This is a genomic window from Acinetobacter sp. SCLZS86 (genome assembly GCF_021560715.1).
GTDB lineage: Bacteria > Pseudomonadota > Gammaproteobacteria > Pseudomonadales > Moraxellaceae > Acinetobacter > Acinetobacter towneri_A.
Window position 1 is genome coordinate 1,212,326 of the sequence record NZ_CP090864.1, and the last position, 18,797, is coordinate 1,231,122.

Annotated in this window: 21 protein-coding genes; 12 read left to right on the forward strand and 9 right to left on the reverse strand. The window is 40.9% G+C overall.

Translation table 11 applies throughout. The features are described 5' to 3' along the window. Positions 1-26: 26 nt before the first annotated feature. Positions 27-1,199 carry an isovaleryl-CoA dehydrogenase gene (locus tag LZP46_RS05680; protein WP_236094956.1) on the reverse strand — a complete coding sequence of 391 codons (1,173 nt, stop codon included), beginning with the start codon at positions 1,197-1,199 and terminating at the stop codon, positions 27-29. A gap of 148 nt (positions 1,200-1,347) precedes the next feature. Here LZP46_RS05680 and LZP46_RS05685 point away from each other — a divergent pair, with 148 nt between their 5' ends. The 6 genes from LZP46_RS05685 (at position 1,348) to LZP46_RS05710 (ending at position 7,438) form a co-directional block, all read left to right on the forward strand. Next, complete coding sequence (locus tag LZP46_RS05685) at positions 1,348-1,974, forward strand: TetR/AcrR family transcriptional regulator (RefSeq protein ID WP_004971526.1); 627 nt, start codon at positions 1,348-1,350, stop codon at positions 1,972-1,974. A gap of 83 nt (positions 1,975-2,057) precedes the next feature. After that, complete coding sequence (locus tag LZP46_RS05690) at positions 2,058-3,746, forward strand: AMP-binding protein (RefSeq protein WP_236094957.1); 1,689 nt, start codon at positions 2,058-2,060, stop codon at positions 3,744-3,746. Positions 3,747-3,937: 191 nt separating this feature from the next. After that, positions 3,938-4,930, forward strand: coding sequence for a biotin synthase BioB (gene bioB, locus LZP46_RS05695; protein WP_236094958.1), 993 nt, complete (start codon positions 3,938-3,940; stop codon positions 4,928-4,930). A 60-nt stretch (positions 4,931-4,990) separates the two neighbouring features. Next, a complete protein-coding gene (locus tag LZP46_RS05700) occupies positions 4,991-5,677 on the forward strand; it encodes a class I SAM-dependent methyltransferase (protein WP_236094959.1) in 687 nt (228 codons plus the stop codon). Between the two features lie 82 nt (positions 5,678-5,759). Then, a complete protein-coding gene (locus LZP46_RS05705) occupies positions 5,760-6,557 on the forward strand; it encodes a thioesterase family protein (protein ID WP_236094960.1) in 798 nt (265 codons plus the stop codon). 104 nt (positions 6,558-6,661) lie between these two features. Further along, positions 6,662-7,438 (forward strand): Rossmann-like and DUF2520 domain-containing protein, encoded by a 777-nt coding sequence (locus LZP46_RS05710; RefSeq protein ID WP_236094961.1) that lies wholly within the window; start codon positions 6,662-6,664, stop codon positions 7,436-7,438. Positions 7,439-7,507: 69 nt separating this feature from the next. On the opposite strand, the gene trmB is transcribed toward LZP46_RS05710, so the two are convergent. After that, positions 7,508-8,224 (reverse strand): tRNA (guanosine(46)-N7)-methyltransferase TrmB, encoded by a 717-nt coding sequence (gene trmB / locus LZP46_RS05715; RefSeq protein WP_236094962.1) that lies wholly within the window; start codon positions 8,222-8,224, stop codon positions 7,508-7,510. Between the two features lie 191 nt (positions 8,225-8,415). Beyond that, on the reverse strand, positions 8,416-9,867 hold the full coding sequence (locus LZP46_RS05720; RefSeq protein ID WP_236094963.1) for a SulP family inorganic anion transporter: 1,452 nt from the start codon (positions 9,865-9,867) through the stop codon (positions 8,416-8,418). Between the two features lie 218 nt (positions 9,868-10,085). Between LZP46_RS05720 and LZP46_RS05725 the strand changes: the two genes are divergently transcribed. Further along, positions 10,086-10,697, forward strand: coding sequence for a glutathione binding-like protein (locus LZP46_RS05725; protein ID WP_234113717.1), 612 nt, complete (start codon positions 10,086-10,088; stop codon positions 10,695-10,697). 110 nt (positions 10,698-10,807) lie between these two features. On the opposite strand, the gene LZP46_RS05730 is transcribed toward LZP46_RS05725, so the two are convergent. From LZP46_RS05730 to LZP46_RS05750, 5 genes are all read right to left on the reverse strand, one after another. Beyond that, positions 10,808-11,590 (reverse strand): thiazole synthase, encoded by a 783-nt coding sequence (locus LZP46_RS05730; RefSeq protein WP_026438178.1) that lies wholly within the window; start codon positions 11,588-11,590, stop codon positions 10,808-10,810. 13 nt (positions 11,591-11,603) lie between these two features. Continuing rightward, on the reverse strand, positions 11,604-11,801 hold the full coding sequence (gene thiS, locus LZP46_RS05735) for a sulfur carrier protein ThiS (RefSeq protein ID WP_004971499.1): 198 nt from the start codon (positions 11,799-11,801) through the stop codon (positions 11,604-11,606). A 41-nt stretch (positions 11,802-11,842) separates the two neighbouring features. Continuing rightward, a complete protein-coding gene (locus tag LZP46_RS05740; protein WP_236094964.1) occupies positions 11,843-12,208 on the reverse strand; it encodes a DUF423 domain-containing protein in 366 nt (121 codons plus the stop codon). Positions 12,209-12,379: 171 nt separating this feature from the next. Beyond that, on the reverse strand, positions 12,380-13,249 hold the full coding sequence (gene rpoH / locus LZP46_RS05745; RefSeq protein ID WP_236094965.1) for an RNA polymerase sigma factor RpoH: 870 nt from the start codon (positions 13,247-13,249) through the stop codon (positions 12,380-12,382). 162 nt (positions 13,250-13,411) lie between these two features. Then, complete coding sequence (locus tag LZP46_RS05750; protein ID WP_236095180.1) at positions 13,412-13,669, reverse strand: sulfurtransferase TusA family protein; 258 nt, start codon at positions 13,667-13,669, stop codon at positions 13,412-13,414. Between the two features lie 476 nt (positions 13,670-14,145). Between LZP46_RS05750 and LZP46_RS05755 the strand changes: the two genes are divergently transcribed. Continuing rightward, positions 14,146-14,358 carry a cold-shock protein gene (locus tag LZP46_RS05755; RefSeq protein WP_004648643.1) on the forward strand — a complete coding sequence of 71 codons (213 nt, stop codon included), beginning with the start codon at positions 14,146-14,148 and terminating at the stop codon, positions 14,356-14,358. Positions 14,359-14,468: 110 nt separating this feature from the next. Continuing rightward, on the forward strand, positions 14,469-15,620 hold the full coding sequence (gene rhlB / locus LZP46_RS05760) for an ATP-dependent RNA helicase RhlB (RefSeq protein ID WP_236094966.1): 1,152 nt from the start codon (positions 14,469-14,471) through the stop codon (positions 15,618-15,620). Between the two features lie 109 nt (positions 15,621-15,729). On the opposite strand, the gene LZP46_RS05765 is transcribed toward rhlB, so the two are convergent. Then, the gene (locus LZP46_RS05765) at positions 15,730-16,107 is read right to left on the reverse strand and encodes a hypothetical protein (protein ID WP_236094967.1); all 378 of its coding nucleotides are present in this window, start codon (positions 16,105-16,107) and stop codon (positions 15,730-15,732) included. 380 nt (positions 16,108-16,487) lie between these two features. On the opposite strand from LZP46_RS05765, the gene LZP46_RS05770 reads away from it, so the two are divergent. From LZP46_RS05770 to LZP46_RS05780, 3 genes are all read left to right on the forward strand, one after another. After that, positions 16,488-17,063, forward strand: coding sequence for a nitroreductase family protein (locus LZP46_RS05770; RefSeq protein ID WP_236094968.1), 576 nt, complete (start codon positions 16,488-16,490; stop codon positions 17,061-17,063). A gap of 26 nt (positions 17,064-17,089) precedes the next feature. Continuing rightward, positions 17,090-18,163, forward strand: coding sequence for an NAD(P)H-dependent glycerol-3-phosphate dehydrogenase (locus LZP46_RS05775; protein WP_236094969.1), 1,074 nt, complete (start codon positions 17,090-17,092; stop codon positions 18,161-18,163). A gap of 154 nt (positions 18,164-18,317) precedes the next feature. Continuing rightward, the gene (locus LZP46_RS05780; protein WP_236094970.1) at positions 18,318-18,773 is read left to right on the forward strand and encodes a phosphoglycerate mutase family protein; all 456 of its coding nucleotides are present in this window, start codon (positions 18,318-18,320) and stop codon (positions 18,771-18,773) included. The last annotated feature ends 24 nt before the right edge of the window (positions 18,774-18,797 follow it).

The window sequence follows — 18,797 nt, forward strand, 5'->3', positions numbered from 1 at the left end:
TCCTTGTCTATTCTTGTGATTTATTTTTAGGCAGTTTCGTTAAACAATTCACGGCCAATCAACATACGGCGAATTTCTGAAGTACCCGCACCAATTTCATAGAGTTTGGCATCACGCCATAAACGTCCTGCAGAGAACTCATTGATATAGCCATTACCGCCCAAGGTTTGAATGGTTTCACCTGCCATCCATGTGGCTTTTTCGGCAGCGTATAAAATGGCACTGGCTGCATCTTTACGTAAACTACGGCTGTGTTCAGCTTTGTCACATTCTGCGCCAACGGCATAGACCAGTGCTTTACATGCCAACCAAGTCGAATACATATCGGCAATTTTGCCTTGCATAAGCTGGAATTCACCCAATGCCTGACCAAACTGTTTACGCTCATGAATATAAGGAATCACGGTATCCATGCAGGCATCCATAATGCCTAGCGGCCCTGCACTTAAAACTGCACGTTCATAGTCCAGTCCACTCATTAGTACTTTTGTACCATTGCCCACACCGCCCAAGACGTTTTCTTTTGGTACTTCAACATTGTCAAAGAACAATGGATAGGTATTTGAGCCGCGCATCCCGAGTTTGTCTAAATGGCTGCCATGACTAAAACCAGGCATATTTTTTTCAATCAGGAATGCGGTCATGCCTTTGGCACCTGCTTGTAAATCAGTTTTAGCGTACACCACTAAAACATCGGCATCACCACCATTGGTGATCCACATTTTTGCGCCGTTAAGTAAGTAATGATCGCCTTTATTTTCTGCTTTTAGCTTCATGCTAACCACGTCTGAGCCTGCATTCGGTTCGGACATGGCCAATGCACCAACATAATCACCTGAAACTAATTTTGGTAAATAGCGTTGCTTCTGTTCTTCTGTCCCATTTCGCTTAATTTGGTTCACACATAGGTTAGAATGAGCACCGTAAGACAAACCAATGGATGCTGATGCACGAGAAATTTCTTGCATGGCAATGATGTGAGCTAAATAGCCTAAGTTAGTGCCGCCGTATTCTTCACTGACGGTTAAGCCAAGTAAGCCCATATCGCCAAATTTTTTCCAAAGCTGGGCAGGGAATTCGTTATCACGATCAACCTGTTGAGCAATGGGTGCAATTTCCTTTGCACAAAAAGCAGCGATTGAATCGCGCAGGGCGATTAAGGTTTCATCTAAGCCGAAGTCTAAGCTTTGTAAAATCATGTGTTCATCCATCCTGTGGTTATATTTGTTGTTCCTAAAACAAGCATTGTTGTTGTGCTTAGGTTCTAACATACATCGAAAATTTAAAAAAGTGAACTAAAATTCACAAAATGATTTACAATTCATTTTATCTGGTTGAGAATAAGATATGAGTTATAAAAGATCATCATTGATGCAGGAACGTATGGAACAAAATCGCATGGCGATTTTAGATTCTGCTCGTGAACTTATTGCTCATGGGGGCTTTAAAGAAGCGTCTATCCAAGCCATTGCAGAACGCGCAGGCGTATCTACAGGTTTGGTGTATCGCTACTTTGAAAATAAAAGTCAGATTTTGATTGAAGTTTTATCGGATGCGATTCGTCGTGAGGTCGAAATTTTGGACCACATTGCGAAGTCAGATTTAAGTGCAAAACAAAAATTGCAAAAATCTGTCACCACTTTTGTGAAGCGTGCGATGAACAGCCCTCAATTGGCGTATTCGTTAATGTTCGAGCCTGTAGACCCAGAAATGGAACATGAGCGTTTTCGCAGTAAACAACTGATCAAACAGAGCATCAAGGAAATTTTGGCTGAAGGAAAAGTCAATGGTGAGTTTGATTTTGAAGATTTGAACACTGCTGCTTTAGGTGTGGTTGGCTCCATGACCTTTGTAGTGATTGAACCTTTAAACCCGTCTCGCAATGTGATGTTTGATCAAAATTATAAAGATTACTTTGTCAAACAAATTGCCGACTTTTGTGTAAATGCAGTGCGAAAACAGCAGGGAGGGTAGTAAAAACAACGCACAAAACAGGCAAAAAGTAATCGTCGTCATAATGGAAAACAGAATTACAAAGAATCAAGGAGATCGATTCAATGACACAAGTACGGTTAAGTTATGCCTATGGCACCAGTAATCAGCCTTTGTTAGGCATGACCATTGGTGAAAAGTTTGATCAGGCTTGCCAGCAATATGCAGATCAGGATGTTTTGGTAAGCGTGCATCAAAATGTGCGTCTGACCTATAAGCAACTCCAGCAACAGGTCAATGCCTTTGCCTGTAGTTTGTTAAAACTCGGTTTTAAAAAAGGTGACCGCCTTGCCATTTGGTCTCCGAATTGTGTGGAATGGACGATCACTCAATTCGCAGCCTTTAAGGCAGGGGTGATTTTGGTGAATTTAAACCCAGCCTATAAAAGCAATGAACTGGAATTTGTGCTCAACAAAGTTTCCTGTAAAGGTTTGGTAATTGCATCGCAGTTTAAAAGTACCAACTATCAGGACATCTTAACGAAAATTGCCCCAGAGCTGTGTCAGGCATACAATAAAGTCCTCAACGCCAAGCGTTTACCGCATTTAAAGCATGTGATTAAAATTGATGATCAAGCACATACAGGAATGCATCGTTTTCAGGATTTATTGACAGCTCCAACCACACACATGCTGAAAAAACTGCAACACATTGCTAGTGAGTTGCAGTTCGATGAAACCATTAATATTCAATTTACCTCAGGCACGACGGGCAATCCGAAAGGCACTATGCTGACCCACAACAACATTTTAAATAATGGTTACTTTGTAGGAGAAGCAATTCATTTAAGTCCACAAGACCGTGTTTGTATTTCCGTGCCGCTGTTTCACTGCTTTGGTATGGTGATGGGCAATTTAGCTTGTATCACACATGGTTCAACCATGGTCTATCCATCGGCAGTGTTTAACCCGCTCGATACCTTAAAAGCCATTCAGCAAGAAAAATGTACAGCTGCTTACGGCGTACCGACCATGTTTATTGCCATTTTAGAGCATGAACAGTTTGATGAATTTAATTTATCTAGCTTGCGCACAGGCATTATGGCAGGCAGTCCATGCCCGCAAGAAATTATGCAACGTGTGATAGACCGCATGCACATGTCACAAATCACCATTTGTTATGGCATGACCGAAACAGCGCCTGTGAGCGCACAAAGTTCGACGGATGATTCGGTGGAACGCCGTGTCAGTACAGTCGGTCGAGTGCATCCACACTTGGAAGTTAAAATTGTGGATGAAGATGGCAAAGTTGTACCCCGTGGGCAATTAGGTGAATTATGTGTGCGCGGCTATTCGGTAATGCTAGGCTATTGGGATGAACATGACAAAACCCAGGAAGTCATTGATGTTGCACGTTGGATGCACACAGGCGACATTGCAGAAATGGACAATGAAGGCTTTGTGAAAATCAAAGGTCGCATTAAAGATGTGGTGATTCGTGGTGGAGAAAACTTATTCCCGAAAGAAATTGAAGATTTCTTATATACCCACGATGCAGTTTGTGATGTGCAAGTGATTGGTGTGCCAGATCATCGTTATGGCGAAGAGCTGTGTGCCTGTATTATTTTGCATGAACACCATGAATGTACCGAAGAAGCGATTCGTAAATATTGTGCAGAACACATTTCTCACAATAAAGTCCCACGTTATGTGCGCTTCTTTAGTGAATTTCCAATGACCGCTTCAGGCAAGGCACAGAAATTTAAATTACGTGAATTTATGCGTGAAGAATTAAATTTAAAGGAAATTGCTTAAGGCATTATTTCAGCTATTTACTGCTGCAAGATCGACCTTTTAATTTTGTCAGCACACACCCTTTATTTCTCACGCAGAGATAAAGGGATACTCTATACAGGAATAATCACACTAAAAATATATCGCATGCTCGGCTTAATAAAAGATGGCACAAGTTTAAGCATGATGCGTGATAATCAAGGATGAAAATAATGACCGTACGCAATGATTGGACTCGAGAAGAAATTCAGCAGTTATATGAACAACCTTTTCTGGATTTAGTCTTTGAAGCACAGCGTGTGCATCGCCAACATTTTGCTGCCAATACCGTACAAGTCAGTACCTTATTGTCTATTAAAACAGGCAAATGCCCTGAAGACTGTAAATATTGCTCGCAATCTGCGCATTATGATTCACAGCTTGAAGCTGAAAAACGTATTGCAGTTGATAAAGTCATTCAGGAAGCCAAAGAAGCATTAGCCTCAGGCTCTTCACGTTTTTGTATGGGCGCTGCTTGGCGTAATCCGCATGAACGCGATATGCCGTATGTTCTAGAAATGGTACGTGAAGTCAAAGCATTGGGCTTAGAAACTTGCATGACTTTAGGGATGTTGAATCAATCTCAAGCAGAACGCTTAAAAGATGCAGGCTTAGATTATTACAACCATAACCTAGACACATCGCGTGAGTATTATCCTAATGTGATTAGTACCCGCTGTTTTGATGATCGCTTAAACACTTTGGATATTGTCCGTCAAACAGGTATGAAAGTATGTAGTGGCGGTATTGTTGGTTTAGGTGAAGACACTCAAGACCGTATTGGTTTATTGCATGAATTGGCAACTTTGCCGTTACATCCTGAATCTGTGCCAATCAATATGTTGGTTCCAATTGAAGGCACACCACTGGCTAAAGTCGAAAAACTCGATGTCATTGAGTGGATTCGTACCACTGCAGTTGCACGTATTATCATGCCAAACAGTTATATTCGTTTATCTGCAGGACGTGAATCGTTGTCTGACTCAGATCAGGCGTTGGCATTTATGGCAGGTGCGAACTCATTATTCTCAGGTGAAAAACTGTTGACCACACCAAACGCAGGCGAAGGCAAAGACAAACAATTGTTCCAAAAACTAGGTTTAGTTCCTGAACGTGCCAAGCCAACGGTTTCGGAATTGTCGGTAGATGCAATGGCTGTGGCTTAAGCAGATCTTGAAAAAGACTCAGATATTTAATGTCAGTAAATTAAAGAAGAATCATGTGATATGGCAAAAGATTTTCACAGTGCAACTGTGGTTGCAGGCTATGACAGTCATATTCGGAAACTCATTCCCGGATATGAATTGGTACATCAACACATCAATGCAATTTTAAGTAGTCATTTGCCCGAAACAGCACAAGTTTTAGTGGTGGGGTGTGGCACAGGCTATGAGTTGCAGTATTTACTGCAGCAACATCCACAGTGGCAATTTACGGCCATCGACCCATCTTTAAGCATGTTACAGCAGGCAGAAAAAAACATTCAGTCTGTGGCAGGGCATGAGCGAGTAAGTTTTATACAAGCAGATACCCACCAATTTGCCCAGCAAGCGCAGCTAGAAAACTTGCAGTTTGATGCGGCATTGGCGATTTTGGTGGCGCATTATGTACCAGTCGCAGAAAAAACATTTTTTTTTCAAGATATTTACCAAACATTAAAACTTGCAGCGATCTTATTAAGCTATTATCTGATGCAGCAGACTGAAAATATAGAATTGCGGTGGATGCAGAATTTGGCTTTGGATTGTGGTTTAACTACGACTCAAGCAGAAAAAATGCTTGCACGACTGGCCGATGATTTTCATTTAATTATGGCAGATGCGCAGGCAGCATTGCTTACTCAAGTGGGTTTTCGTCAGTGTAAAACATATTGTCAACTTATGAATTATTATGGTTTTTTTGCAGAGAAATAGTTGATAAATAACATTATTTAGTCAGTAATCTTTGTAGTAAAAGTATCAGCACAAGAAAAGTCAGATGAGGGAAAGAGAAAGAATGTCAGCATATTACACTTTACTTAAACGTGAACAACATGCCAATGGTAGCTGTACTGCGTACTATCGTTGCAACATTCATGCACAAGGTGCGTGGAACCCGCATGAACAACACATGGCACCTGCAACGGGTATATTATGTGCAGAACTTGAGCAATTTATGCTGCGTGATGATATGCGCATTGGTCGAGTTGGTTTAGATATTTTTGGCTTAATTGCCTTTGGCGAGTTTAGTATCACTACCCGTATGATCCGACCAGGTAAAACCATTGAGTTGATTGAAGCGGAAATGTGCGCTGAACGAAAAACCTGTATTGTGGCGCGCGCATGGAAAATGAAGACCTCAGATACACGCGCAATTGCAGGACTGGAAGATTTACCCATAGAAAACCCTGAATATTTGTCCGATTGGGATGGCATGCTTTGTTGGCCAGGCGGCTATATTCAAAGTATTGAAACACGTGCGCATTCGGATCGTCGTGCAGGTAAGGGCATCGTTTGGTTAAGAAACCAATTGGATATGGTCGAAAATCAAAGCACCTCCAGTTTTGTGCGTTTATTGGGGATGGTGGATACCGCTAATGGCGTAGTGCCACGTTTAGACCCAAATGCGGGCTGGGGTTTTCCAAATTTAGATTTGCAAATCCATTTACACCGTTTACCGCAAGGCGAATGGTTAGGCTTAGAAGTGACACAACAATATGGTGAAGATGGTATAGGCTTAACGAGTGCAGTTTTACATGATACTCAAGGGCCATTTGGGCGCAGTGAGCAGATTTTAACTTTGCGCCAATTCTAAATCTATTCAACATCAAACAAAAAACATCAGGACGAATTGCTTCGTCCTTTTTTTATTGGCATGCTGTGTGCAGATTATTTCATCTTATTTTATCTGAAAATATTATGCGAATTAGTTTGATTGGTGCAGGGCGCGTTGCACATCATTTGGCTCATGTTTTAAACGCACAGCATCAAATTGTGCAAATTTATAGCCGTAGTCTGGACAAGGCACAGCATTTGGCTGCACAGGTTGGCGCAGAAGCGATTGCAGAAGTAGAACAGCTTTATTCAGACCTAGATTTAGTGATTATCGCAGTGAGTGATCAGGCCATTGCACAGGTGATTCAGGAAGTTCATCGTGACTTAAATCATGTGTTGATTGTACATACCTCTGGCAGTACTAAACTAGATGTATTGCAACAGCATCATGCACGTTCAGGGGTATTTTATCCCTTGCAAACCTTCAGTTTAGAGCGTGAAATTGATTGGTCAGAAACGCCTTTATTGATAGAAGCTGCCCTTGCTGAAGATCAGCAGCTTTTAATGACTTTGGCAAATAGCCTAAGCAAAAGAGTCTATGCTTATACTTCAGAACAGCGTTTAAGTTTGCATTTGGCTGCGGTATTTGCCTGTAATTTTAGTAATTATTGCTATGACATGGCCAAGCAACTGGTCGATGCTCAGCAAGTAGATTTCAGTTTGCTGTATCCTCTTATTTTGGAAACTGCGCATAAAGCAACCCAGAATGATCCGCGTCAAATGCAAACAGGGCCTGCTATGCGGGGCGATCACAATATTTTAAACATGCATCAGGACGTATTGGCAGCAGGGCAGCAACATGAACTTGCCGAAGTTTATGCGCTCATGAGCCAACAGATTTTAAAGCGGCATCAATCTTAGTCATTTAATGCGATAAAACAAGTTCACATAAAAAATGCTTCCTTGTGGAAGCATTTTTTCTAGCAGAAATTAGTTAATTTTCTTGAAGATAAAGTCATTAATCTTATGACCAGCTTCAATTCCACGACGTTCAAACTTGGTTTGTGGACGCCATTCAGGACGCGGGTAGCTATTGCCTTTACCCGCCAAGTTTTCTAAACGTGGACGATTGTCCAATACATCTAGCATCCATTCTGCATATGGTTCCCAGTCGGTTGCAGCATGGAACGTCCCGCCCAACGCTAATTTTTGCTCTACCAATTTCATACGTTCATGGGCAACGAAACGGCGTTTGAAGTGACGTTTTTTCTGCCATGGGTCTGGGAAATAGAGTTGAACCGTATCAATGCTGTTGTCTGGCATTTCACGTAGCACTTGAATTGCATCGGCATCTAAAACACGTAAATTGCTTAAACCTGCTGTGCCTGCTTCATAAACACATTGTGCAATCCCTGGAATATGCACTTCAATCCCGACAAAGTTACGTTCAGGATTGGCCTGCGCCATAAGTACCAAAGAACGCCCCATCCCAAAACCAATTTCTACGGTGAGCGGGCGTTCAGGGTGTTCAAAATGCTGACGTAAATCACCAACAGGATATTCCAAAATTAAGTCGCCGTATTGTTCCAAGGCACTACGTTGTGACGTATTCAATGGTGAAGAACGGCGCATGAACGTTACAATTTCACGATGCTCGTTGAGGTTGTCCAGCTCGACAACGTGCTGGTCTAATTGATCGTTCGACATAATTTTGGCAAATCTAATAAATTCGAATGCGGTATTTTAAGTCCTGAGCCTTTGAAGTCAAATTTTTTCGCTGTTTTTCGCAGCGCCGTGCAAGATTGCGATCCATCTGCATCGTTTGAGTATAAAAAAATGCCGAATCATTAAGATTTAGCATTCAGGGTCTTCGTCGGTACTTTAACTTTTCTCAGTAATTACGGATTGGTACTGTATTGATCAATTAAGGTGTGACTGGCCTCATTTAATCCAATAATATGCACTTTAATTTGTTGCGCTTTAAATTTGTTCACCACGGTATTTAGCATATTTACAGAGGTAATATCCCAAATATGTGCATGCGTTAAGTCGATGGTGACATTGCTAATATCTTCTGAAAAATCAAAAAACTGATAAAACTTTTCCGAACTACTAAAGAAAATTTGCCCAGAAATCACATATTGGCGAGTATGTTCGCCCAATAAAAATGAGCCGACTTTAACTTCACTTTCCAGTTTATTCACCAAAAATAGAGCAGAAAGCAGTACGCCAACAAAAACACCCAAAGCAAGGTTGTGGGTAGCTAACACCACAATCACCACAGCTAACATAACAATATTGCTTTGTTTAGGATGCTTTTTAAAGTTACGGATGGAATCCCAGTTAAAAGTCGTGAAAGACACCATAATCATAATTGCGACCAGTGCTGCCATAGGAATATATGCCAACCAATCTTTTAGAAACACCACCAAGCACAGCAAAAATACGCCTGCAGTAAGTGTAGATAGACGTGTGCGCGCCCCAGAACTGACGTTGATAATAGATTGCCCAATCATGGCACAGCCTGCCATACCGCCCATAAAGCCACTAACAATATTGGCATAGCCTTGACCGCGACATTCCTGATGCCGATCTGCTTCTGTGCCTGTGACTTCATTGACAATCGTGGTGGTCATCATGGTTTCAAGCAAACCGACTGTGGCTAAAGTCATGGCATAAGGAAAAATAATTGATAAAGTTTCAAAATTCAGCGGAATATCGGGTACGAGGAAAATGGGCAGCGTATCTGGAAATTGTCCCAAATCGCTTACGGTGCGCATATCTGAACCAAGTAATAAAGCAACCACACTTAGTACAATAATACAGACCAAAGGTGAGGGGATGCTTTTACCAATTTTAGGGATGTAAGGAAATAGATAGACCACCGCCAAACCTAATCCTACAAACAAATAGCCTAAGCCATCCATTTGCGATAACTCAGGCAGTTGCGCCACAAAAATTAAAATCGCCAAAGCATTTACAAAGCCATAAACTACCGATTGCGAAACAAAACGCATCAGTTTGGCAACTTTAAAATAGCCTGCTATAACCTGAATCAGCCCTGTGAGCACCGTGGCTGCCAATAAATATTGCAAACCATGTTCTTTGACTAGGGTAATCATCAGCAATGCCATAGCGCCTGTTGCGGCAGAAATCATGGCAGTACGCCCACCAAAAAAAGCAATCGTGACCGCAATACAGAACGAGGCATATAAGCCGACTTGCGGATCGACGCCTGCAATAGCCGAAAAGGCAATTGATTCAGGAATTAATGCCAAACCTACGACTAAACCCGCCAAAACATCGGTACGGATATTGGAAAACCACTCTTCTTTTTTCAGGCTAATCACTATCTCAATTTCATGAAACTTTAAAGGGCTGTATGATAAAACATCTTGAGATAAAAAAAGCAGCTAAAACAGACTTGAAAAAGCCTGACTTTTGCAGGATAGTCAAACCGTAAGGGCTTTTTAAGACATTTACGTTTTTTGCAATTCATAGGTTCAATCACTTGCAAGTTTGTGACAGGCGATTTAGAACAGAGATAGTTATATAACAAGGATCAAATATGAAGCTTTATTATTCACCAGGCGCATGTTCTTTAGCAGCACATATTATTTTAAATGAAGTGAATGTCGATTTTGATATTGAACGTGTGGATTTAAAAACCCATAAAACAGAAAAGGGTGTCAATTATTACGAAATTAACCCTAAAGGCTATGTACCTGCTTTAGAAATTAACCCAGGTTTGATTTTGACGGAAAACGTAGCAATATTGCCATTTTTAGCGCAGCAAGACCCTAAACAAGACTTAATTCCGCCATCTGGTTTAGGTCGTGCTAAAGTTTTGGAATGGTTAGGTTATTTAAACTCAGAATTACATGATGCTTATGCGGTATTTTTTGCTGGACCATTAGATGCAGAAGCTAAAGAAAAAGCGTATGCAGAAATTGATCGTTTGTTGACATATATTGATCAAGCAATTGCGTCATCAGACCATGAATATTTGGTGGATGATAACTTCGGCCCAGCCGATGCGTATTTGTTTGTCATCACCAATTGGTCAAACCATATTGAGCATGATTTAACCCCTTATAGTCATGTAGTTGAAATCCGTAATAAAGTCGCTGCGCGGCAGTCGGTACAAATTGCGATGCGTGATGAAGGCTTAATCCCTTAATCGGCTTTTATTTGCCAGAATCAGGTAGTAAAAAAAGACGTTGAGTTGATACTGAACGTCTTTTTATTTGAGTTGTCGAACTTGGAAAAGACCCTACAACTTTTTTATGATTACTTAAAGAAATAACCCGTTTCAGGTGAGCTGGCATTCGCCATACGCTTACGTGGCATACGTCCTGCCAAATAAGCTTCTCGCCCTGCTTCTACAGCTTTACGCATCGCAGATGCCATGAGTACAGGGTTTTGTGCTGCTGCAATTGCAGTATTCATGAGCACACCATCACACCCCAATTCCATGGCAATCGCAGCATCACTAGCGGTACCTACTCCTGCATCTACCAATATAGGTACTTTGGCATTTTCTTTAATAATCGAAATGGTATGCGGGTTAAGAATTCCTAAGCCTGAACCAATCAAGCTACCCAATGGCATAATCGCCACGCAGCCCATACTTTCCAATTCTTGCGCCACAATTGGGTCATCTGAAGTATAAACCATGATTTCAAAACCATCGTCAATTAGCGTACGCGCAGCTTTCAAAGTTTCGGTGATATTTGGGTATAGGGTTTTTTCATCGCCCAAAACTTCCAGTTTGACGAGGTTGTGACCATCGAGCAATTCACGTGCCAGCATGCAGGTACGTACGGCACTGTTGGCATCAAAACAGCCTGCGGTATTCGGCAAAATAGTGTATTTTTCTGGTGGAATCACGGAAAGTAAGTTGGGTTGATCTGGATGTTGCCCAATGTTTACACGACGAATGGCAACCGTGACAATTTCTGCGCCACTGGCTTGAATCGCCAAATCTGTTTCGGTTAAATCTTTATATTTGCCCGTACCCACCAATAAACGTGAATTAAAGGTACGTGAACCGATTTTAAAGGTATCTTGCATGGGTGCTCCGAGTTTAGCCGCCACCAACGGCATGAATAATTTCAATGCGGTCTTGATCGCAAATAGGGGTTTCGGCAAGTTTACTTTTGGCAATAATTTTTTCGTTCTGCTCCACGGCAAAACGTTTGCCTTCTAAATCTAATGCCTGAATCAGTTGTAACAGGGTCGTGTGAGTGGTCTGTTGTGCTTCGCCATTCAGATAAATTTGCATGACCGAGAATCCATCTTAAAATTACAAAATACTATTGAGCTTTATTTGGCATGTTTCATGGCTTGCCATGCTAAGGTCAGCCAACCCGCAATCATGAGCGCACCACCAATTGGGGTAATCATGCCCAAACCGCGTACAATGTCCAATGCCATGATATAAAGTGAACCGCAGAAAAATAAAATACCCAGTTGAATCAGAATAAAACTGGCTTTAATGGGAAGTTGTGGAATCACTTTAGCCAAGATGCCTAATGCCAAAAGTCCAAGAGCATGATAGAAAAAATAATCTGTTGCAGTTTGCCACCAACCCAATTGAATTTCAGTCGCACGGGCTTTTAAACCATGTGCACCAAATGCACCGAGTAACACCGCAGCGGCTAAATTCAAGGCAGAAATTGCAATCCACATACTCAAATTGACCTATTTAATTTTGCGCTTAACCTTAGCACATTTTTAAGCTTGGGAAAATCTGAGAATTGCCTGCCTGTATGTGGGCTGTACGAATCCAAGACAATAAAAAAGGGCGGTTTGCCCAATTTTATTTTTCGAGGTGTTTGCATTCATCTTGAGAATGTCAGTTTAGTTTGATGACATCGCCGCTTTAATTTTTTCCATGGCATTTTTTTCTAGCTGACGAATACGTTCCGCCGAAACATTATATTCTGCTGCCAATTCATGCAAGGTCGATTTATCATCATCTAACCAGCGACGCTGCAAAATATTTCGTGAGCGATCATCTAACTGCTCCATAGCTTCATGTAGGGCAGAAGTGCTTTGTTCTTCGTAGTCTTCGTTTTCGACTAAACGTGCAGGGTCGTAACGGTTATCTTCCAAATACAGTGCAGGTGCAACATAAGTTGAACCTTCATCGTCATCATCGCCCTGTGCTTCAAAAGCAGCATCATAAGCAGTTAAACGACCTTCCATTTCCAAAACTTGTTCTGCAGTCACGTTTAAATCATTGGCAATGGATTGTGCTTCTTCAAGCGTCAGTTTTTTGCTCGATTTTTTGAGGCTACGCAAATTAAAGAACAATTTACGCTGTGCTTTGGTCGTGGCAATTTTAACAATACGCCAGTTACGAATAACATATTCGTGAATTTCAGCTTTAATCCAGTGCACGGCAAATGACACCAAACGCACGCCCATATTCGGGTCAAAGCGTTTCACGGCTTTCATTAAGCCCAAGTTGCCTTCCTGAATTAAATCGCCCTGCGGTAAACCATAACCCGCATAACTTCGTGCAATATGCACTACAAAACGTAAATGCGACATGACCAACATTTTGGCCGCGTCTAAATCTTGATCGTAATAATAACGCTCGGCTAACTCTTTTTCTTGTTCAGCCGTTAAAATAGGAATTTGGTTAACAGTACTAATATAAGCCCCGAGGTTTACCCCTGGTGCAGATAATGACAGGGGCATCAACTGATTGCTGCTGTCACTCATGAGATCTCCTTATAGGATTGGGTAGGTAAAATAACCGATGTCTTTATCTTAATGCCAATATTCTACTTAAATAAGTAAAATTGGTGTAGATATGTAAATCTTTATAGCAACAAGTGGCGAATATTAAGTCATTAAAACAAATGAACCATCAAACAGATGCGCTTATTGCGATACTTTGGGCTTGGCAACATCAATCACATAATGAAACTCTGTCGCCGAAATTTGGCTGGCTTCACAGCTGTATTGATGTAACTGACAATAACGCGCCACATCTTGCTGGCTGTGCGGATCAGATGACTTCAATAAAAACCGAGCAGAATCTGAATATTTAAGGGCACGTTTTAGCATCAATAAAGGCATAGGACAAGGTTGTCCCATGGCATCAATCACTATGATAGGTTGTTCAGCATCACACAGCATTGAAGTAAAAATTTGCCTTAAAAAACAGAATGTCATACTAGCAAATTCGCTCACAAATCCCAAATAAATTTCATCTGAAGCATAGGGGCTATTCATTGCACGGCTTACTGCACATAAGGGCAAGAGAATTGGTTTATTCTCTAAGAAATTTGCAATAAAATTTATAGCTCAAAATTCTGCTAAGTCACTTAACAGAAATAAAATTTTTCTATTTGTTCAAATCGTTTCAAACTGAACAAGATAAATCAAAAAAAATCTATTAATTGTCATAAAGCCGTGTTAAGCTCGATGCGTATTTAGGATTATAGATAGACAATCGTTGTTTGTCGCCCTATTACAAATGGATGTAACCGGGATTTTGTTAATAGTTATACAGAATGATTACAAGCTTAGAAATAAAAATATTTTTAAACTTTGTTTGCTCTGCTGTTTGCAACACCGGGTGGTCCTTCTTTTTAATCAATGAGGATTAACTTATGACAGCTCGTGAACAAGGCGTAGTTAAATGGTTCAACGACACTAAAGGCTTTGGCTTTATCCAACGCAATGGCGGCGACGATGTATTCGTTCACTTCCGTGCGATCCAAGGTGACGGCCACCGTTCACTTCGTGACGGCCAACGTGTTGAATTCAGCGTAGTAAAAGGCCAAAAAGGCTTCCAAGCTGAAGAAGTACAGCCACTAGACTAATCTCTCGATTATTCTAAAAAAACGCTCCAATCATGATTGGGGCGTTTTTTATTTGTATTTCTGTTTATAATAGGTCAGTTTTTTGTCTGTATAAGTTCGAGCATATATTTATGTCTTCTGGTTTTGAAACCTTAAATTTACATCCGCAATTGAAACAGGCTATTGATGCTTTGGGTTTCAAGGAAATGACGCCAATTCAGCAAAAGGTTTTAAAATTTACTTTGGCTGGACATGATGCTATTGGTCGTGCGCAAACAGGTACAGGAAAAACTGCTGCCTTTTTAATTAGTGTCATCAACGATTTATTGAATAACCCAATTCAAGGGCAGCGTTATCGTGGTGAACCGCGTGCTTTGATTTTGGCACCTACACGTGAATTGGCTTTGCAAATTGAAAGTGACGCAAAAGACTTAACCAAATATACCGACTTAAATGTGGTGACTTTGTTGGGTGGTGTAGATTTTGATAAGCAAAAGTCACAACTCAATAAAAAATTTGTTGATATTATTGTTGCAACACCAGGGCGCTTAATTGATTTTGTAGAACAAAAAGAAGTTTGGCTCGATCAGATTGAATTTTTAGTGATTGATGAAGCAGACCGTTTACTAGATATGGGCTTTATTCCGGCGGTAAAACGTATTGTGCGTTATTCACCACGTAAAGAGCAGCGTCAGACGTTAATGTTCTCGGCAACTTTTAGTTATGATGTATTGAATTTGGCTCAACAATGGTTATTTGAACCCGTTACAGTAGAAATTGAACCTGAAAAGAAAACCAATGCCGATGTTGAGCAACGGGTGTATATGGTTGCTAAAACTGATAAATATAAATTGCTTGAAGAAATTTTACGTGATGAGCCTATTGAAAAAGTCATGATTTTTGCTAATCGTCGTGATCAGGTGCGTAAGCTTTATGATCATTTAAAGCGAGATGGCTATAAAGTAGTGATGTTGTCGGGTGAGATTGCACAAGACAAACGCTTAAAAATGCTGGATCAATTCAAAAACGGTAAACATAACATCATGATTGCAACTGACGTTGCAGGGCGTGGTATTCACGTCGATGGTGTGTCGCATGTCGTGAATTTTACTTTGCCTGAACAGTCTGATGATTACGTCCATCGTATTGGTCGTACTGGTCGTGCAGGTACACGGGGTGTGAGTATTAGCTTCTTGTCTGAAGATGATGCGTTCTATTTGCCAGAAATTGAAAAGGCGATTGGTCAAAAATTACCTTTAACACGTTTAGATGGTTATTGCTAATTACTCATTTAAGCTATTTTTTAGTTTAAATCCTGCTGTTCTTAGCTCAAAAGTCGCTCTCAGTGGAGCGACTTTTTTGTATTTGCTTCTTATGTCGTGCTGTAATAATTTACTTTGCCTGACATCTAAAGGTCAGCACAGTTTGATAATCATCATCACGAGCAATATCAGTATTGCGTCCTGCAATCGTACCTAAAACATTTGCAGCTGCTTGAATCATTTGTCCCGTTTGTTCATCTACCACACCTTTGAGTGCGCCGTTATAAGATGTTTTTTCATCGACCAAGACTGGAGTGGCACGCGTACCACAGGTTTTATTGGCAGCTGTAATTGCATTGTTTTTAGAAATAATATTACTTTTACCTAAACCTGTGACTTCATACAGGTTGTTTTCTTTTTGAATAGCAAGAGAATTATTCGGTGTGGTGGCACATGCTGTTAAAAGTGCAAAAACGGCAAGGCTAGAAAAGGTGACTATTTTATTCATATCTACCTCAGGGTTAAAACGCAGTCGCGTGTATTGTTTGTTGATGATATTTCAATTCAAATGTGTAGAGGTTGAAAATAACAATTTGATCTAGTTGAACATAATCTGGCTGTTTTTAAATGTAGACACTGTATATGCTGTGTTGATAATTCGTCATTGATTTATACGCTTCAAACCCAATCCATAATGTATTTTCATGCTCTTAAACTATAGATGAATGCGTCAAAGCATCATTGTTTAGATGTGCTGAGCAGATTCATCTTAAAAGTGCAGACATATAGACCCTAATCAGAATCTTGCAAATAAGCATACGGAAATAGCGCAATTTTTTGAGTTTATGCTAATCTTAACTGAGCTTTTTGAAATAGTTATATAAGTTAATGACGGATACAGCGATAGAAATCGTTCATCAGAATATTCATCAACGCCAGTCTATGGGGCAGTTAGTTGATCCTGCACCAAATGCTGTGCAGCTAGAAATGGCTTTTCAGGCCGCTTTAACCGCGCCAGATCATCATCGTTTAAAACCTACGCGCTTTGTGGTAATTACTGCTGAACAGCGTGCAGCATTTGGTGAGTTACTTTTTCAGGCTTTGACAGACATGGGCGAAACTGATGCAGTCCAGTTAGAGCGAGTGAAACAACATCCGTTTCGTGCGCCACTTTTGGTGTTGGCGTTAACGCAATTTCAGGATTATCCCAAAGTACCACGTTTTGAGCAGACTTTAAGTACAGGTGCTGCGGTACAGAACTTTTTATTGTCTTTGCAGGCACAGGGTTTTGCCAGTATGTGGCGCAGTGGAGCAGTCGTTGAATCGAACTTGCTAAAACAAGCTTTAAACTTAAATGCAGATGATTTTATTTCAGGCATTATTTATGTGGGAACAGCAGCCAAAGCCATTCCTGCGCGCGCTGAGTTAAATACGCAAGCTTATGTTCGTTATTGGAACGGATAAGTCTTTATTTTTAGGATATAACAATAATGTCAGAGTTAAACTTTACAGATTTGGTTGAACCTGTTGCAGTAGATCGCAAAACTGCGTTACGCATTACAGTGCTAGGTGGTGGCAGTTTTGGCACCGCAATGGCCAATACGGCAGTCCGTAATGGCTGTGACACGATGATTTGGATTCGTGATGAAGCGACTGCCAAAGAAATTAATGAAACGCATATTAATCGACGTTATTTACCAGATTTTCAGTTGGAACAAGACTTAAGAGCCGTTTCAGACTTAGAAACTGCAGTCCGTGACCGTGACATTATTTTAGTGGCTATTCCAAGTCATTCGTTCCGTGATGTGTTGCGTCAAATTAAGCCTTTTATTAGTGCCCAAGCAGTGGTGTCTTTAACTAAGGGGATTGAAGCCAAAACTTTTAGTTTTATGAGTGATATTATCCGCGAAGAATTACCAGAAGTGCCGTATGGCGTATTGTCTGGCCCGAACCTTGCTAAAGAAATTGTGGCGGGGCAGCCTGCAGGTACGGTCATTGCCAGTCATTCTGAATTGGTGCGTTATGCGGTGCAACAAGCTTTGCACAGTGCCTTATTCCGTGTTTTTGCCAGTGACGATGTGAATGGTGTGGAATTAGGCGGTGCACTGAAAAATATTTATGCAGTAGCAATGGGGATGGCAGCCGCTTATAACGTGGGTGAAAACACTAAAAGTATGATTTTAACCCGTGCATTGGCAGAAATGAGCCGTTTTGCGGTGAAACTTGGCGCAAATCCATTGACCTTTTTAGGTTTGTCCGGTGTTGGTGACTTGTTTGCAACCTGTAGCAGTCCATTGAGTCGTAACTATCAAGTAGGTTATGCATTGGGTAAAGGCAAAACGTTGCAACAAGCCACAGAAGAATTGGGGCAAACAGCTGAAGGAATTAATACCATCGTGCAAGTGCGTGCGCGGTCGAATGAATTAGATGTGTATATGCCAATCACTTGTGCGCTTTATGAAGTGATTTTTGAAGGTGCGCCGCCCATGAACATTGCACTGTCTTTAATGAGAAATGGGCATCGTAGTGATGTGGAATTTGTCTTGCCACATCATCTAGTTTAGTTTTACATCCATAAAACAGCGCCACAGCAGGTAAAAACTTGCTTGAAATATGACAGTTTAGTGAACTGAATTGTCATAATCTCAGGTTATACTGAGCGCATAATTTGAGTTAAATTGACACAACTTAATCTGTTTCATCCTATAAGGAAATTCTATGCAACTGACTCTTGTTCGTCATGGTGAAGCCGCTCCTGCGATTATGGGTAATGATCATCAGCGTCCATTGACTGAGCGTGGTCATATACAAGCACAAGAAACAGCGGATTATGTAAAGAATATTATTCAGCCCGATGTATTTGTGGTCAGTCCTTTACTACGTGCACAAGAAACTTTGGTACATTTACAGCAATATTTTAAAGATGTGCCTGTGGTGGTATGCAATGCCATTAAACCTGAAGATGATGCAAAAGTAGCAGTAGAATGGTTGTCGCAATTACCGTATGAGTCAATTGCAGTGGTATGTCACATGAATGTGGTGGCGCATATGGCTGAGATTTTAACATCAGAATCGTTTAATCCGTATCAATTGGCAGAAGCACGGATTTATGAACAGGCTGTGATTGCTGCGGGACTTTCAACCCAACTCAAAAGTTTTATTCCAAACGCATAAAATAAATGTATAAAGTTAAATACA

Bases quoted from the DNA above. Each gene is read 5' to 3' on its own strand.
- LZP46_RS05680 (WP_236094956.1), bottom strand. From the start codon at position 1,199: ATGATTTTACAAAGCTTAGACTTCGGCTTAGATGAAACCTTAATCGCC.
- LZP46_RS05685 (WP_004971526.1), top strand. From the start codon at position 1,348: ATGAGTTATAAAAGATCATCATTGATGCAGGAACGTATGGAACAAAAT.
- LZP46_RS05690 (WP_236094957.1), top strand. From the start codon at position 2,058: ATGACACAAGTACGGTTAAGTTATGCCTATGGCACCAGTAATCAGCCT.
- bioB (WP_236094958.1), top strand. From the start codon at position 3,938: ATGACCGTACGCAATGATTGGACTCGAGAAGAAATTCAGCAGTTATAT.
- LZP46_RS05700 (WP_236094959.1), top strand. From the start codon at position 4,991: ATGGCAAAAGATTTTCACAGTGCAACTGTGGTTGCAGGCTATGACAGT.
- LZP46_RS05705 (WP_236094960.1), top strand. From the start codon at position 5,760: ATGTCAGCATATTACACTTTACTTAAACGTGAACAACATGCCAATGGT.
- LZP46_RS05710 (WP_236094961.1), top strand. From the start codon at position 6,662: ATGCGAATTAGTTTGATTGGTGCAGGGCGCGTTGCACATCATTTGGCT.
- trmB (WP_236094962.1), bottom strand. From the start codon at position 8,224: ATGTCGAACGATCAATTAGACCAGCACGTTGTCGAGCTGGACAACCTC.
- LZP46_RS05725 (WP_234113717.1), top strand. From the start codon at position 10,086: ATGAAGCTTTATTATTCACCAGGCGCATGTTCTTTAGCAGCACATATT.
- LZP46_RS05730 (WP_026438178.1), bottom strand. From the start codon at position 11,590: ATGCAAGATACCTTTAAAATCGGTTCACGTACCTTTAATTCACGTTTA.
- thiS (WP_004971499.1), bottom strand. From the start codon at position 11,801: ATGCAAATTTATCTGAATGGCGAAGCACAACAGACCACTCACACGACC.
- LZP46_RS05740 (WP_236094964.1), bottom strand. From the start codon at position 12,208: ATGTGGATTGCAATTTCTGCCTTGAATTTAGCCGCTGCGGTGTTACTC.
- rpoH (WP_236094965.1), bottom strand. From the start codon at position 13,249: ATGAGTGACAGCAGCAATCAGTTGATGCCCCTGTCATTATCTGCACCA.
- LZP46_RS05750 (WP_236095180.1), bottom strand. From the start codon at position 13,669: ATGCTGTGTGATGCTGAACAACCTATCATAGTGATTGATGCCATGGGA.
- LZP46_RS05755 (WP_004648643.1), top strand. From the start codon at position 14,146: ATGACAGCTCGTGAACAAGGCGTAGTTAAATGGTTCAACGACACTAAA.
- rhlB (WP_236094966.1), top strand. From the start codon at position 14,469: ATGTCTTCTGGTTTTGAAACCTTAAATTTACATCCGCAATTGAAACAG.
- LZP46_RS05765 (WP_236094967.1), bottom strand. From the start codon at position 16,107: ATGAATAAAATAGTCACCTTTTCTAGCCTTGCCGTTTTTGCACTTTTA.
- LZP46_RS05770 (WP_236094968.1), top strand. From the start codon at position 16,488: ATGACGGATACAGCGATAGAAATCGTTCATCAGAATATTCATCAACGC.
- LZP46_RS05775 (WP_236094969.1), top strand. From the start codon at position 17,090: ATGTCAGAGTTAAACTTTACAGATTTGGTTGAACCTGTTGCAGTAGAT.
- LZP46_RS05780 (WP_236094970.1), top strand. From the start codon at position 18,318: ATGCAACTGACTCTTGTTCGTCATGGTGAAGCCGCTCCTGCGATTATG.